Origin of the sequence: Ensifer sp. Root954 (assembly GCF_001429005.1) — a bacterium.
Classification (GTDB): Bacteria; Pseudomonadota; Alphaproteobacteria; order Rhizobiales; family Rhizobiaceae; genus Ensifer; species Ensifer adhaerens.
In genome coordinates this window covers 311,253-324,486 of record NZ_LMJM01000001.1, presented here as the reverse complement: position 1 = coordinate 324,486, position 13,234 = coordinate 311,253, and the positions used below count along the sequence as shown (strand labels likewise).

The following is a 13,234-nucleotide window of genomic DNA, read 5'->3' as shown; positions in this document are numbered from 1 at the left end:
CCCTCCTGCTCGCCTCCATGTTTTTTCGCTTTACTGTACCGTCCGGACGGTATAGTAAATCAATCATCGCTGATCGCAACAACACGTTTTCTGGGGAGGAGACGAGAATGCGTTGGATGAAGTGCTTCAAGGCGGCCGCCATGGCCGGTGTCGCTTTTGCCGCCATGCCGGCGGCTGCGGCCGAAGTCTCGATTTTCTGCAGCTCGGCCGGCGCCGAGCTCGAGCTTTGCCAGTCGGCCTCCGAGGCCTGGGCCAAGGAAACCGGCAACACCGTCAAGATCAACAAGATGCCAGCCAACTGGGGCGAGGCGCTGCCGCTCTACCAGCAGCTGCTCGCCGGCAAGTCCGGCGACGTCGACGTTCTCACGCTCGACAACATCTGGGTCGGAACGCTGGCGCCGCATCTGGTCGACCTGCGCGAAAAGGTTCCGGCCGACGAAGTCTCCGCCCATTTCGAATCCTCGCTCGCCGACGCCACCATTGGCGGCAAGCTTCTGGCAATGCCCTGGTTCGTCGATGCCGGCCTGATGTTCTACCGCAAGGATCTGCTTGAAAAGTACGGCAAGGGCGAACCGAAGACCTGGCAGGAATTGACCGAGACGGCGAAGTTCATCCAGGACAAGGAACGCGCCGGCGGTAGCCCCGATATGTGGGGCTATGTCTGGCAGGGCCGCGCCTATGAGGGGTTGACCTGCGACGCGCTCGAATGGGTCGCTTCCTTCGGCGGCGGCAACTTCATCTCGCCGGACGGCACCATCACCGCGAACAATCCCGAGGCCGTCAAGGCGCTTGATCTCGCCCGTTCCTGGATCGGCAACATCAGCCCTGAGGGCGTGCTGAACTATGACGAGGAAGGCTCGCGCGGCGTCTTTGAGGCTGGCAATTCCGTCTTCCACCGTAACTGGAGCTATGTCTGGGGCACGACCCAGGCTGAGGACTCCTCGCTGCGCGGCAAGATCGGCGTCATGGCGCTGCCGGTCGGGGCGGAAGGCCAGAAGTCGAGTGGCTGCTACGGTGCCGGCCTGCTTGGCGTTTCCAAATATGCCGACGATGTCGATGCGGCTGTCAGCCTGGTGCGTTACCTGACTGGCGCGAAAGAACAGAAGCGCCGCGCGCTTCAGGCCTATAGCCCGACCTTGAAGGCGCTTTACGAGGACAAGGACATCCTCGCCGCCAATCCGTCGCTCGCGTTTGCCGAAAAGGCCTATGCCGAAAGCGCCTCCCGGCCGTCACAGGTGACCGGCGCTTCCTACAACCGCGTTTCGCAGCGGATCTTCAATGGCGTGCACAATGTGCTGAGCGGCAAGGAAAGTGCTGCGGATGCACTCGTCAAGGTCAGCAGCGATCTGGAGCGGCTGAAGGCGCGGGGCTGGTAAGCCCGCCTCGACGATACGGGGTCCGGCGTGACGGACCCCGCCACCACAGGATCTGAGGAAACTAACGTGAATATTGCGATCGCACCGTGCTGCTGGGGCATCTACTGGCCCCAGGGGAATGATCTCGGCTGGACCGATTATCTCGACCGCATCCATGCGGCCGGCTACCGGCACACCGAACTCGGCCCTTACGGCTACTTCTCCACGGATGCCAAGGTGCTTTCGTCTGAGCTGGCGCGCCGCGACCTCAAGGTCGTCGCGGCCGCGCATGTGCATACGCTTGCCGATGCATCCACCTGGCCGGTGCTTGAGGAAAAGGCGCAGGCGATCTGCAAGTTGCTCGCCGAAAACGGCGGCACGCATTTCATCCTGATGGACGAATCGGAGTTCTATCGGAAGGATCGCATGGGGGTCGTCGACGGGGCCGGCTGGCGCGCGATGATCGACCAGACGAACCGGGCGGCTGAGATCGCCCGCAGCCACGGGCTGCAGTTCAGCTTCCACCCGCATGTCGGCACCTGTGTCGAGCTAGAGGAGCAGATCGAGCGGCTGCTTGCCGATACTGATCCCGATCTCGTCGGGCTCTGCCTCGATACCGGCCATCACGCCTATTGGAAGGCCGACCCGATCGCCTTCTATCGACGCCACCGCGACCGCATCAATTCGGTGCATCTAAAGAATGTCGACGGTGCCTTCCGCGAGCGCGTGCTTTCCGAAGGCATCCACTCGGACCGCGCCTTCGAAGAGGGCATAATGACCGATCTCGATCGCGGCGTCGTCGATATCGTCGCCTTCCTGTCGGTGTTGCGCGAGACCGGATACGACGGCCCGCTGGTGGTCGAGCAGGATCTGGCACTGAACCATCCCGATACGCCGGAAACGATCGCCCGGCGCAACCATGACTTCGTCTCGAATCTTCTTGTGAACGGGGCCGGCGCATGAAGGTCGAAATCCACGATACGCCCGCTGCCATCGGCGATCGCCTTGCGGAGCGGATCATTGCCGGTATCCGGCAAGCGAGTGTTGCGGGACGAAGCTACGTTCTCGGCTGCCCGGGTGGGCGCAGTCCGCTGCCGATCTATGAGGCGCTCGGACGCCGTCTTGCCGGCGAGCCCGTCGATTGCTCGCGGCTGATCATCGTCATGATGGACGAATATCTCCGCCCCGCAGAGGGTGGCAGTTTCGCTCCGCCGCCGTCGGAGGCGCATTACTCCTGCCGTGGCTTCGGCGAACGCGAGATCGTCGGCCGCATCAATGCGTCCCTGCCGGACCACTTCCGCATTCCATCCGAAAACTTCTGGATGCCGGATATCGCGGCACCTGGCGGCTACGATCAGCGCATCGCTGCCGCCGGCGGTATCGATCTTTTCCTGCTCGCCTCCGGCGCCGGTGATGGTCATATCGCCTTCAACCCGCCGGGCTCTGCCCGCGACAGCGGCACCCGCATCGTTGCCCTTGCCGAACAGACGCGGCGCGACAATCTCGCGACCTTCCCGGATTTTTCAGGCATCGACGACGTGCCCTCCCATGGCGTGACGATCGGCATCGGCTCGATCGCCGAACAGTCGAATGCCGTCGCGATGATCGTCTGGGGTCAAGGAAAGCGCCACGCCTTCTATCGCCTGACCAGTGCGCGTGCCTACGATCCAAGCTGGCCGGCCACCATCGCCGTCGAATGCCGGAGCGCCGAACTCTACGCCGATGCCGACGCTGCCGGTGAGTGGGGAGCGCGGTGATGGGCCAGCATGCCATCGGCATCGATGTCGGGGGAACGAAGACCAAGGCCTGCCTTGTTCGTCTCGCCGACGGCGCCGTGATCGCCGAGCGCACCGAGCCGACCCGCTGCCAGGAGGGCGGTGCTGCCGTGCTGGAACTGGTGGCCGCGCTCGCCGAGACCATTCGCCACGAAGGCGAAGCGCTTGGCGTCGAGACGACCGGTCTCGGCGTCTGCTTGCCGGAACTGGTGACCGGCGCCGGCGAGCCGGCCTCCGCCTGGAACTTCGACTGGCGCGGCCTCGACTATCACGGTCGTCTCAGCGGTTTCGGGCGGCTGCATATCGACAGCGACGTGCGCGCCGCCGCCTTCGCCGAAGGCTGGATTGGCGCAGGCCGCGGTATCGATCCGTTCGTCTACGTGACCATCTCCACCGGGCTTTCCCATTCGCTGGTGATCGGCGGCGCGCCCTATGCAGGAGCCCGTGGCTTCGCCATCCATTTCTCGGGCAGCGATCTCGTCGCCTTCTCGGGCGAAGGGCAGGACCAGGCGGTTCGCCACAACCTCGAGCTTTTTGCGAGCGGCAAGGCCTTGGGCGAGCGTTATGGCCGTATGATTGGCCGACCGGACGCAAGCGCGCTGCAGCTCTTCGAAGCCGAAGCTCAGGACCCGCGGGCCGCACAGATGGTGGCCGACGGCCTCCTGTCGCTCGCCTCCTATCTTGGCCAGCTCGTCAACACGCTCGATCCGGCCGTGCTCATTCTCGGCGGCGGCATCGGCGGCGACCCGTCGGTCAATGCGCGGCTCGCCACGCTGACGCGGCCATTCATCTGGGCCGATGGCGCGCGCGACATGCCGATCGTTCCAAGCCTCCTCGGTGATGCGGCCTGCGCCATCGGCGTGGCTGCGCTTGCAAACAGGACTGCCAACCAGACGGTGCGCCAATGAGTGGAATTGCCCTTACCAATGTCGTCAAGCGTTTTGGTGCGCTGACCGTGATCGACAAGGTCAACCTTTCGGTCGCAGAAGGCGAGTTCGTCGTCTTCGTCGGTCCCTCCGGATGCGGGAAGTCGACGCTTTTGCGCATGATCGCTGGGCTCGAGGAAATTACCGACGGCGAGTTGCAGATCGGCGGCGCGCGCATGAACGAGACGGCGCCGGCACGTCGCGGCATCGCCATGGTGTTCCAGTCCTACGCGCTCTATCCGCATATGAGCGTCGAGCGCAATCTCGGCTTCGCGTTGGAAACGGCGCGGCTTGCCGGCGGCGAAATCAAGGAGCGGGTAGCGAAGGTTGCCCGGTTCCTCAAGATCGAACATCTGCTCGCGCGTCGTCCGGCGCAACTTTCGGGCGGCCAGCAGCAGCGCGTCGCCATCGGCCGCGCGCTCGTCCGCTCGCAAAAGCTGTTCCTGTTCGATGAGCCGCTGTCCAATCTCGATGCCGATCTGCGCATGGAGATGCGGGTGGAGATCGCTCGCATCCATCGCGAGCTCAAAGCCACCACCGTCTACGTCACCCACGACCAGCTCGAAGCGATGACGCTGGCGGACCGCATCGTCGTCCTGAAGGACGGTCGCATCTCGCAGGTCGGCACGCCAATGGAACTTTACGAGCGGCCGGCCAACAAGTTCGTTGCCAGCTTCATTGGCGCGCCGCGCATGAATTTTCTTGCCGGGACGCTTGCCAATGACGCCGGGGGAAGCCGCCTCGACGTGCTCGACGCCCGCCATGGGCTTGGGCACCTTGGCTATGAAGGCGAAGTCAGCGTCGGCATCCGGCCCGAAGACTTGATCCTCGGCGGCGGCGATGTCCGCCTGCCGGCGACCGTGCAGCTTGTCGAGCCGCTGGGCGGCGAGGCGCTGGTTCACGCGCGTCTCGGCAACGGCCAGTCGCTGGTCGTCAAGGCGCAGGGCAAACCCGATCTGAAGCCGAATGCCGACGTCACCGTCGGTTGGCTGACGTCGAAGGCGCATATTTTCGGTGCCGACGACATGGCGCTCTCGGCCAAGGGAGCGTGAGGCCATGATGGCGGGTTCACGATCAACAGGACTGCGGCAGGCGCGGGTTCGCACCGCCTGGCTCTTTCTCGCGCCAAGCCTGCTCGTCCTGACCGGTGTGGCGCTCTGGCCGCTCGGCCGCACCTTCCTCTTTTCCTTCACCGACGCCCTGCTCACCGAGCCGGACTTCTATAGCTATGTCGGCTTCGACAACTACTATGCGCTGTTCGAGGATCCGCTCTGGTGGCAGTCGGTGCGCAACACGCTCTATTTCACCGTCATTTCCGTTTCGATCGAGACGGTACTTGGCCTGACGATCGCGCTGCTCCTCAATTCCCATATTGCCGGGCGCGGCATGATGCGAGCGATTATCCTGATCCCCTGGTCGATCCCGGTCGTCGTCAGCGCGCGCATGTGGCAATGGATGCTGCACGACCAGTTCGGCATCGTGAACCACGCTTTGAAGCTTGCCGGCGTGATTGAAAGTGGGGTTGCGTGGACTGCCAATTCGGCGCTGGTGATGCCCGTGATCATCGCCGTCGACGTCTGGATCACCACGCCCTTCATGGTGCTCCTCATTCTCGCGGGGCTGTCGATGCTGCCGCGCGGCATCTACGAGGCAGCGTCGATCGATGGCGTGCCGGCATGGAAGCAGTTCACCTCACTGACCCTGCCGCTGCTTGCCCCCAGCATCGCGGTCGCTGTGCTCTTCCGCCTGCTCGACGCGCTGCGCATGTTCGACCTGAGCTATGTGCTCTCCTCCAACAGCGACGACACCAAGACGGTCTCGATCTACGCCCGCGAAGTGCTCGTCAACTTCCAGGACATGGGCGTCGGCTCGGCCGCCAGCACCGCCGTCTTCCTGATGATCGCGCTGGTGACCGCCATCTACGTCACTGTCTTCCGTCTCAATCGCCGCCTCATGGGAGTTTGACATGGTCAGGAGCAACACCGGCAAACGCCTGCACAGAATAGCGATCTACTCCCTCTTCGGGATCGTCGCGCTCTATACGCTGTTCCCGTTCTACTGGATGATCGCCTCGTCGATGAAGTCGGGCCAAGCGATCTTCGACGTGACCTTCTTGCCCGACCTGAAGTTCAACAATTACGCGGCGATCCTTTCGGACGGCGTCTTCCTGCGCTCGCTGCTCAATTCGCTGATCGTCGCCTTCTCGGTCGTGGCGCTGTCGCTGATGCTGGCGGTCGGTGCGGCCTACGCGCTCGGCCGCATCGATTTCCGTGGCCGCTCGCCGATCATGCTGCTCGTGCTGGCCGTTTCGATGTTTCCGCAGATCGCGTTGCTCTCCGGCCTCTTCGAGATGATCCGCTGGCTCGGGCTCTACAACACGATCGGCTCTCTGATTTTCGCCTATATGATCTTCACGCTGCCCTTCAACATCTGGGTGCTGACGACCTTCATGCGCGACCTGCCGAAACAGATCGAGGAGGCGGCGATCATGGACGGTTGCTCGCCGCTGCGGATCGTGCGCTGCATCTTCCTGCCGATGATGGGGCCGGCGCTGATCTCGACCGGGCTGCTTGCCTTCATCGCTTCGTGGAACGAGTTCATGTTCGCGCTGACCTTCATCCTCACCGACGAGAACCGCACCGTGCCGGTGGCGATCGCGCTGATCTCCGGGTCGAGCCGCTACGAATTCCCCTATGGGGCGATCATGGCCGCCTCGACCATCGTCACGGTGCCGCTGATCATTCTCGCGCTGATATTCCAGAAACATATCGTCTCCGGCCTGACGGCCGGTGCGGTCAAGGGTTGAAATGGCCTCCATTCGAGGCGGAAAGGGTACTCACATGCGTGTCGTTCGTGTTGGTTTGATCGGGCTTGGCGAAGTCAGCCAGCTCATGCATCTGCCGATCCTGGCCGATCATCGCCATCTGTTCGAAATCGCCGGCGTCTATGACGTGTCGCCGAGCCTGACGGCCTATTGTTCGGCCCGTTATCCGGGGGCGAAGACGTATGAAACCGCGGAAGCGCTCGTCTCCGCGCCTGATATCGATGCCGTCTTCATCCTGACGCCGGACCAGACGCACAGCTTCTATCTGGCTATGGCGCTGAAGGCGAAGAAACACGTCTTCCTGGAAAAGCCCGCCTGCCTGACGCTCGGCGAAATCGACGCGGTCGCGCCGCTGGCCGACGCCACGGACCGGCTCCTCTTCGTCGCCTATATGCGCCGCTATTCGCCAAGCTTCCTGCGCGCCAAGGCGATGATGCCGGCTGAGAGCGATGTGCGTTACGTCCGCGTCCGCGACATCATCTGCGAAGGTCCCTTCTTCATCCGCCAGACCCGCAATATCTTCTACCCCACGGATCTCGACCAGGCGTTCCTGGCGGAATCGCGCGCCCAGACGACGGCGCTTTTGAAGCAGGTGGTTGGCGAGGATGCGCCCGCCGATCTGATGCGTGCCTATCAGGTGCTGACAGGGCTTTCGTCGCACAGCCTTTCGGCGATGCGCGAACTGATCGGCCTGCCGAAGCGGGTCATTGCTGCGCATCACAAATGCAACGGCGAATCCATTGTCGCTCTGTTCGACTACGGCCACTTCACCGCGATCTACGAAGCCATGATCGACAACGTCGCCCGTTTCGATGCCCGAATAGAGGTGCTTTCCGATCGCCGGCAGCTGCGCGTCAGCTACGACACGCCCTATATCCGCAACCTGCCGACTGCGCTCGAAGTGATCGACAGCACCGACACCGAGACCGAAACGCGCACCTTCGGCCCTGATTACACCGACCCCTTCGCCCTGGAGCTGCGCGCCTTCCACGACCATCTCGTCAACGGCACCAAGCCGAAGACGACACTCTCGGATTCGCGTCAGGATCTGGCGCTGATGGCCGAGATCGTCGGTCGCCTGCGCGAGAGTTCGGGGCTATAGCAGGACACGTTTCACACACTTGAGTTGTATCGACATGGCAAAACGCGAAACCGCACGTGACCGTATCCTCACCGCCGCCGAAGCGATCGTCGTCGGCAAGGGCGTGTCGTCCCTCACCTTCGACGAAGTGGCGGAGCAGACCGGCCTCAGCAAGGGCGGCATCCTCTACCATTTCGCCAGCAAAGACGCGCTGGTGCGGGCGATGGTCGAACGTTTCGTCTACCGTTTTGAGACCGGTCTCTCCGGCCTCGAAACCGAGGACGAGGACCCGCATGGCCGCTATACACGCGCCTATGTGCGCGCCACGCTCGGCGAGGCCACAAGCACCGGCGATCAGTACGACCGCCTCGGTGCCAGCATCACCGCGGCGCTGTCGAACTTCCCCGACCTTCTGGAGATCGTGCGCCAGCAGAACATCCGCTGCCAGGCATCCGTCGAAAATGACGGCCTCGACCCTGTCGAGGCGACGATCACGCGACTGGCGGTCGAGGGCATGTGGCTTGCGGAAGTCTTCAACGTCATGCACCTCGACCCCGAGATGAAGCGCGCCGTCACCGCCCGGCTTTTGGAGCGGACGCACGCGCAAGCGCCGCCGAAATAGCGCGCATCGCGCGCTGACATCCCCCCACATCGGCGCGCCGCTTCGCGCCCAGAACCAAGGAGTTTCCGATGGGATACAAGCCGTCTCCCCGTCCTGTCTTCGATCGTCCTAGCCACATCCCCTATGCCGGCGTCACGCGGCATCTCTGGGGCGAGGAAAATGCCGGTCTCGTCGACGACTGGATCTACGCCTCGACGGAAAGCATTCACCAGATTGTCTTCGGCATGCAGCCCGGCGGCTGCTTCAAGCATACGGAGGCCTTCCGCACGATCTTCGGGGCGGACGAGGTTCTCTACGTGCTGAGTGGTACACTCGGCCTTGCCAACCCCGAGACGGGTGAATTCTGCGTCGCGAAGGAAGGCGAGGCGCTGTTCTTCCGCAAGGACACCTGGCACCACGGTTTCAACCTTGGCAACGAGCAGGTCCGCGTGCTGGAGTTCTTCGCGCCGCCGCCGGCCAAGGGCACGTCGGGCCCCTATGCGCGCACCAAACCCTATATCGAGATCGAGCAATCGCGCTATGGCCAGAGCGAGTTCATCGGTCGCTGGCCGATGGACGCCGACGCCCAGCGGAAGGCCAGGACAATCCATCCGATGCGCGATGCCGATCTGCTCTTAAGCCTCGATCGGCAAACGCAGGGCGCCTATACCGGCCTCTATTGCGCGACCGATCAGCTCACCGTCGGCAAGACGACGCTGCTTTCGGGAAAACGCACCGGCATGGAGCGCCACAAGGGGGACGAATGCCTCTACGTGGTGTCGGGTATCTTGAACATCCATGTGCCCGATGCCGAAGGCCAGGTCTGGTTCGAGCTCAACCCGCGCGACGGCTTCTATATTCCGGCGGGTTTCGATCACCAGTATTTCAACATGACGGGCGACAAGGTGGAGTTCGTCTTCGGTGTCGCCCCGGAGTACTGATCTCAGACAAAAAATACGGCAGTACCCGCTGGATGCTGCCGTATCTGAAAACAGGAAGTCGGCCGAGAGGAACGTTGCTTCCCAAACAAGTTGGCGGCCCTTAGGCCGCCTTCTTTGCGTCGAAGGGGATCTCGATATCGACGGCGAGCGTCGAGACCTGGGGACCGCGCTCCATCGTTACGCGGACCTTGTCGTCGTCGATCTGCATGTGCTTGGAGATCGCCTGGAGGATTTCGTCGCGCAGTTTGGTGACGAGATCGCTATCGCCGGCGGATGCGCGCTCATGGGCGAGCAGTACCTGCAGCCGTTCGCGGGCCGCCGGCGCTGACTGTGTGCGGGAGAAGAAACGGAAAAGGTTCATGCCGCTTTCCTTCCGAAGATCTTGCCGAGGAAGCTGCGCTTCTCGCCGGGGATGTTGATCGGCAGGGCCTCGCCCTTCAGTCGGCGAGCCGCCTCGAAATAGGCGAGCGCCGGGGCCGAGCGGGTGTCGGCCAGCGTGACCGGCGAGCCGACGTTGGACGCGCGCAGCACGTCGGCGCTTTCCGGGATGATGCCCATCAGCGGGATCGACAGGATTTCGAGCACGTCGTCGACCTTCAGCATGTCGCCGCGCTCGGCGCGTACCGGGTCGTAGCGGGTGAGCAGCAGGTGCTTTTCCATGCGCTCGCCGTTTTCCGCCTTGAGCGTCTTGGAATCGAGCAGGCCGATGATGCGATCGGAATCGCGCACCGACGAGACTTCCGGATTGGTCACGACAATCGCGATGTCGGCATGGCGCATGGCCAGCGTCGCGCCGCGCTCGATGCCGGCGGGGCTATCGCAGATGACCCAGTCGAAGGCGCTCTGAAGGGCGGCGATGACCTTCTCGACACCTTCCGGCGTCAGGTTGTCCTTGTCGCGGGTCTGGGAGGCCGGCAGCAGATAGAGCGTTTCCAAGCGCTTGTCGCGGATCAGCGCCTGCGACAGCTTGGCCTCGCCCTGGATCACGTTGACCAGGTCATAGACGACGCGGCGTTCCGCGCCCATGACGAGGTCGAGATTGCGCAGACCGACGTCAAAGTCCACGACGACGACTTTCTCGCCGTTCTGAGCGAGTGCGGCGCCCAGTGCGGCGCTGGACGTCGTCTTGCCGACGCCGCCCTTGCCCGATGTAACTACGACTACCTTGCCCATTCGTCTCTCCAAGTATCTAAGAATTCGCCTTCGCCTACGTCCTCGTGACCCCGGCCGGATCGACCTGAATCACCAGATGCGGATGGCAAGCATCCACACCTTTCCTTGCCTCGGCCTAACCGAGCGTTCCCGCCTTCAGCTCTTCGCCGTCGAGCCAGATCTGCACGGCCTTGCCACGCAGGTTCTGCTCCATGTCGTCGGCCGTCTTGTAGAAGCCGTCGATCGCAATCAGTTCCGCTTCGAGCTTGCGGCAGAAGATCCGCGCCGAAGCATTGCCCGTGGTGCCGGCCATCGCCCGGCCGCGCAGCGCGCCGTAAATGTGGATCGAGCCGCCGGCGACGACTTCGGCGCCCGAGGCGACCGAGCCGATGATCGTCACGTCCCCTTCGGGGAAGAACAGCGACTGGCCGGAGCGCACCGGCTGGGTGACGACGATCGACGGCGTCGCCTTGGTGGCAAGCGGTTCTGCCGTGATCACGGTTTCCGCGGCGGCTTCCGCTTCCGGCGTCTCGCTCTTTTCGGCCTGTTCCGCCATCTTGGCTTCGTAGTCCGCCGCCGGGCGACCGTCGGTCATCGCGGGAGGAAGGTCGGCGCCGAGCAGAGACTGGCGCGCGCCTTCGATGCCCATGATGCGCACATTGCGCTTGCCGAGCTGGTCGACGAGTTCGCGCAGTTGCGACCGGTCGATATCTAGGCCGTCGACATCAAGCACGACCGGGCGCCGCAGGAAGAAACCGGCGGAGCGGGAGGCGAGATGGTCGAGGCGGGTGAGCCAATCCTCGAGCGGAAGCTCGGGGGTCAGCGCTAGCGCAAGGAAGGATCGCCCCTTGAGGCGGATCGGCCGGGATTCGGTTAACACATCATTCATCTTGGTAAATTTTCCGTTGCTTCGGTGTATCGATCAAATGGTTAACAAATGGTTAATTCGGCAATGCGAAGGTTAATGAGGCGGCGCTGAGGACCGGTAGCCGGCCGCTGGAAAACAAGGAAAATCGGGTGGCCGAAAAAGCCGCTCTTTTGCCCATCGTCGCCTTGGCTTCGGCCGATCAGACCCTGCGCCCGGCGCCGAGCGACGCAGAAAGCCTCGATACGGCAAGAGCGATTCGTCCGGGCTCATGAGGGGAGTTGACATTGGAACGCTAAAATAAGAACATAACAAGAACAAAGCGGAGGTTCCCATGAGTCGGATGGAGACCATGACCCACACGGAAGAAGTGATCGAACGCGCCATGGCCGCCGTTGCGGCCGCCCGAAAGAAGCGGGAACGCGAGGCCGAATGGCGCAAGCGCACCTTCGGCCGCATCGACATGGCGCCGCCGTTGCCGCGGCTGAAGCGTGGCGGTGTCCAGCTTTCGCTTCGGCTCGACGGTTCCGCACGCTGACGAAGGAGCGGGCCGCTCAAGGCCCGGCAGCTGGATGACGGGCGAAGCGAGTCGAAGCTTCGAGAGGAATGAACATGAGGCATCGTCGAACCATCGACCTGATGCCGCGCCAAGACGCCGCCGATGACGGGGCGACCCTGGAACTCTTGCCGGAATGGTACGTGCTCGTGGCGAAATGCGGGAAATGCCGCCACCAGGGGCGGATCGATCGCCGGCTTGTTGCAAACAGGCGCGGATGGGGCGTCTCTCTCAATTCCATCGGGCCGGCGCTGAAATGCGTACGCTGCGGCAACAGGGAAGGGAACAAACTGCTTCTTGGCCGGTTGCCCCGGGACTAATGGTGGTGCGGGCAGAAAGCGTGGCGGGGGCAGATGGGTTTGCCGTGAGTGCACGAAGTGCGCTCTTAGTCACATAGAGGGTGAATCTCCGTTCTTTGTAGTATAGAATCGGTATTGGTCGATACGTCGTGGATTTGCATGGCGTTGATGTCGATCATATATTGATTGTTAATGAAATTTATCAAGCGTGATGCGCTGAAATTAGCGTGGATTCGGAACAAATTATTATTCCTTTCGTTGATGTGGTGATCAAACGAAAGGACTAGATCATGAAGAAGCTTATAATCGCCGCGGCTGTTGTTTCTTTGATGGCAGGATCCGCATTTGCTGAGGATGCCAACCAGAAAGCCGGCACGGCCGCAGGTATCGTTGGCGGCGCGACGGCGGGTGCCGTCGTCGGCGGGCCGATCGGTGCCGGTGTGGGTGCCGTGGTCGGTGGCGCGCTCGGTGGAGCGCTGACGCCGCCGCCGCCGGAAGTCATCACCTATGTCGAACAGCAACCCGCACCGCCTTCGGTCGTCGTGCAGGAGCAGGTGGTGATCGGTAAACCCATCCCGCAAGCCGTCGTCCTGACGCCCGTACCCGATAATCCGCGCTACGCCTATGCGGTCGTAAACGAGCACCGCGTGATCGTCGAGCCGCAGTCGAGAACGGTGGTCCAGGTCATCAACTGACCGTAGGCGGTCTTCATACCGTAGTCTCTCAGGGAGGGGTGGCGTTCCGCGCCGCCCCTTGCTTTTGCCCAGCTATCGTAAGGCGAGGCATCAAGTGCCCTTGAGCGCTTCATACAGCGGGATCGGTCGTGTCGATTGGTTCAACCTGATAAACTGCTGGCCGG

General features: G+C 62.8%; 15 protein-coding genes. 12 read left to right on the top strand and 3 right to left on the bottom strand.

What is annotated here, in order from left to right; all coding sequences use genetic code 11:
• Positions 1–116: 116 nt before the first annotated feature.
• From ASE71_RS01350 to ASE71_RS01305, 10 genes are all read left to right on the top strand, one after another.
• Positions 117–1,376, top strand: coding sequence for an ABC transporter substrate-binding protein (locus tag ASE71_RS01350; RefSeq protein ID WP_060522064.1), 1,260 nt, complete (start codon positions 117–119; stop codon positions 1,374–1,376).
• Positions 1,377–1,442: 66 nt separating this feature from the next.
• Positions 1,443–2,318 carry a sugar phosphate isomerase/epimerase family protein gene (locus ASE71_RS01345; RefSeq protein ID WP_060521865.1) on the top strand — a complete coding sequence of 292 codons (876 nt, stop codon included), beginning with the start codon at positions 1,443–1,445 and terminating at the stop codon, positions 2,316–2,318.
• Complete coding sequence (locus tag ASE71_RS01340; protein ID WP_060521866.1) at positions 2,315–3,112, top strand: 6-phosphogluconolactonase; 798 nt, start codon at positions 2,315–2,317, stop codon at positions 3,110–3,112. The genes ASE71_RS01345 and ASE71_RS01340 overlap by 4 nt, the downstream gene beginning before the upstream one ends.
• Positions 3,112–4,038 carry an ROK family protein gene (locus ASE71_RS01335; RefSeq protein WP_060521867.1) on the top strand — a complete coding sequence of 309 codons (927 nt, stop codon included), beginning with the start codon at positions 3,112–3,114 and terminating at the stop codon, positions 4,036–4,038. The genes ASE71_RS01340 and ASE71_RS01335 overlap by 1 nt, the downstream gene beginning before the upstream one ends.
• Positions 4,035–5,108 carry an ABC transporter ATP-binding protein gene (locus ASE71_RS01330; protein WP_060521868.1) on the top strand — a complete coding sequence of 358 codons (1,074 nt, stop codon included), beginning with the start codon at positions 4,035–4,037 and terminating at the stop codon, positions 5,106–5,108. Before ASE71_RS01335 ends, ASE71_RS01330 begins: the two co-directional genes overlap by 4 nt.
• Positions 5,109–5,115: 7 nt before the next feature.
• Positions 5,116–6,021, top strand: coding sequence for a carbohydrate ABC transporter permease (locus ASE71_RS01325; RefSeq protein ID WP_113544750.1), 906 nt, complete (start codon positions 5,116–5,118; stop codon positions 6,019–6,021).
• Between the two features lies 1 nt (position 6,022).
• Positions 6,023–6,862, top strand: coding sequence for a carbohydrate ABC transporter permease (locus ASE71_RS01320; RefSeq protein ID WP_060521870.1), 840 nt, complete (start codon positions 6,023–6,025; stop codon positions 6,860–6,862).
• A 34-nt stretch (positions 6,863–6,896) separates the two neighbouring features.
• Positions 6,897–7,982: a Gfo/Idh/MocA family protein gene (locus ASE71_RS01315; protein ID WP_060521871.1), complete on the top strand. Its 1,086-nt coding sequence runs from the start codon at positions 6,897–6,899 to the stop codon at positions 7,980–7,982.
• Between the two features lie 34 nt (positions 7,983–8,016).
• Positions 8,017–8,583 carry a TetR/AcrR family transcriptional regulator gene (locus ASE71_RS01310; protein ID WP_043618747.1) on the top strand — a complete coding sequence of 189 codons (567 nt, stop codon included), beginning with the start codon at positions 8,017–8,019 and terminating at the stop codon, positions 8,581–8,583.
• Between the two features lie 68 nt (positions 8,584–8,651).
• Positions 8,652–9,503, top strand: a complete 852-nt coding sequence (locus tag ASE71_RS01305; protein ID WP_060521872.1) for a cupin domain-containing protein — start codon at positions 8,652–8,654, stop codon at positions 9,501–9,503.
• A 100-nt stretch (positions 9,504–9,603) separates the two neighbouring features.
• On the opposite strand, the gene minE is transcribed toward ASE71_RS01305, so the two are convergent.
• From minE to minC, 3 genes are all read right to left on the bottom strand, one after another.
• Positions 9,604–9,864 (bottom strand): cell division topological specificity factor MinE, encoded by a 261-nt coding sequence (gene minE / locus ASE71_RS01300; protein ID WP_034798387.1) that lies wholly within the window; start codon positions 9,862–9,864, stop codon positions 9,604–9,606.
• Complete coding sequence (gene minD, locus ASE71_RS01295) at positions 9,861–10,676, bottom strand: septum site-determining protein MinD (RefSeq protein WP_034798389.1); 816 nt, start codon at positions 10,674–10,676, stop codon at positions 9,861–9,863. The genes minE and minD overlap by 4 nt, the downstream gene beginning before the upstream one ends.
• A 115-nt stretch (positions 10,677–10,791) precedes the next feature.
• Positions 10,792–11,544: a septum site-determining protein MinC gene (gene minC / locus ASE71_RS01290; RefSeq protein WP_060521873.1), complete on the bottom strand. Its 753-nt coding sequence runs from the start codon at positions 11,542–11,544 to the stop codon at positions 10,792–10,794.
• Between the two features lie 328 nt (positions 11,545–11,872).
• Between minC and ASE71_RS01285 the strand changes: the two genes are divergently transcribed.
• Both ASE71_RS01285 and ASE71_RS01275 read left to right on the top strand, forming a co-directional pair.
• Positions 11,873–12,058: a hypothetical protein gene (locus tag ASE71_RS01285; RefSeq protein WP_034798488.1), complete on the top strand. Its 186-nt coding sequence runs from the start codon at positions 11,873–11,875 to the stop codon at positions 12,056–12,058.
• 607 nt (positions 12,059–12,665) lie between these two features.
• On the top strand, positions 12,666–13,070 hold the full coding sequence (locus ASE71_RS01275) for a DUF1236 domain-containing protein (RefSeq protein WP_060521874.1): 405 nt from the start codon (positions 12,666–12,668) through the stop codon (positions 13,068–13,070).
• Positions 13,071–13,234: the final 164 nt, after the last annotated feature.

Excerpts from the sequence above, each read along its gene's own strand:
- ASE71_RS01350 (WP_060522064.1), top strand. The coding sequence starts at position 117 with ATGAAGTGCTTCAAGGCGGCCGCCATGGCCGGTGTCGCTTTTGCCGCC.
- ASE71_RS01340 (WP_060521866.1), top strand. The coding sequence starts at position 2,315 with ATGAAGGTCGAAATCCACGATACGCCCGCTGCCATCGGCGATCGCCTT.
- ASE71_RS01335 (WP_060521867.1), top strand. The coding sequence starts at position 3,112 with ATGGGCCAGCATGCCATCGGCATCGATGTCGGGGGAACGAAGACCAAG.
- ASE71_RS01330 (WP_060521868.1), top strand. The coding sequence starts at position 4,035 with ATGAGTGGAATTGCCCTTACCAATGTCGTCAAGCGTTTTGGTGCGCTG.
- ASE71_RS01325 (WP_113544750.1), top strand. The coding sequence starts at position 5,116 with ATGGCGGGTTCACGATCAACAGGACTGCGGCAGGCGCGGGTTCGCACC.
- ASE71_RS01320 (WP_060521870.1), top strand. The coding sequence starts at position 6,023 with ATGGTCAGGAGCAACACCGGCAAACGCCTGCACAGAATAGCGATCTAC.
- ASE71_RS01315 (WP_060521871.1), top strand. The coding sequence starts at position 6,897 with ATGCGTGTCGTTCGTGTTGGTTTGATCGGGCTTGGCGAAGTCAGCCAG.
- ASE71_RS01310 (WP_043618747.1), top strand. The coding sequence starts at position 8,017 with ATGGCAAAACGCGAAACCGCACGTGACCGTATCCTCACCGCCGCCGAA.
- ASE71_RS01305 (WP_060521872.1), top strand. The coding sequence starts at position 8,652 with ATGGGATACAAGCCGTCTCCCCGTCCTGTCTTCGATCGTCCTAGCCAC.
- minE (WP_034798387.1), bottom strand. The coding sequence starts at position 9,864 with ATGAACCTTTTCCGTTTCTTCTCCCGCACACAGTCAGCGCCGGCGGCC.
- minD (WP_034798389.1), bottom strand. The coding sequence starts at position 10,676 with ATGGGCAAGGTAGTCGTAGTTACATCGGGCAAGGGCGGCGTCGGCAAG.
- minC (WP_060521873.1), bottom strand. The coding sequence starts at position 11,544 with ATGAATGATGTGTTAACCGAATCCCGGCCGATCCGCCTCAAGGGGCGA.
- ASE71_RS01285 (WP_034798488.1), top strand. The coding sequence starts at position 11,873 with ATGACCCACACGGAAGAAGTGATCGAACGCGCCATGGCCGCCGTTGCG.
- ASE71_RS01275 (WP_060521874.1), top strand. The coding sequence starts at position 12,666 with ATGAAGAAGCTTATAATCGCCGCGGCTGTTGTTTCTTTGATGGCAGGA.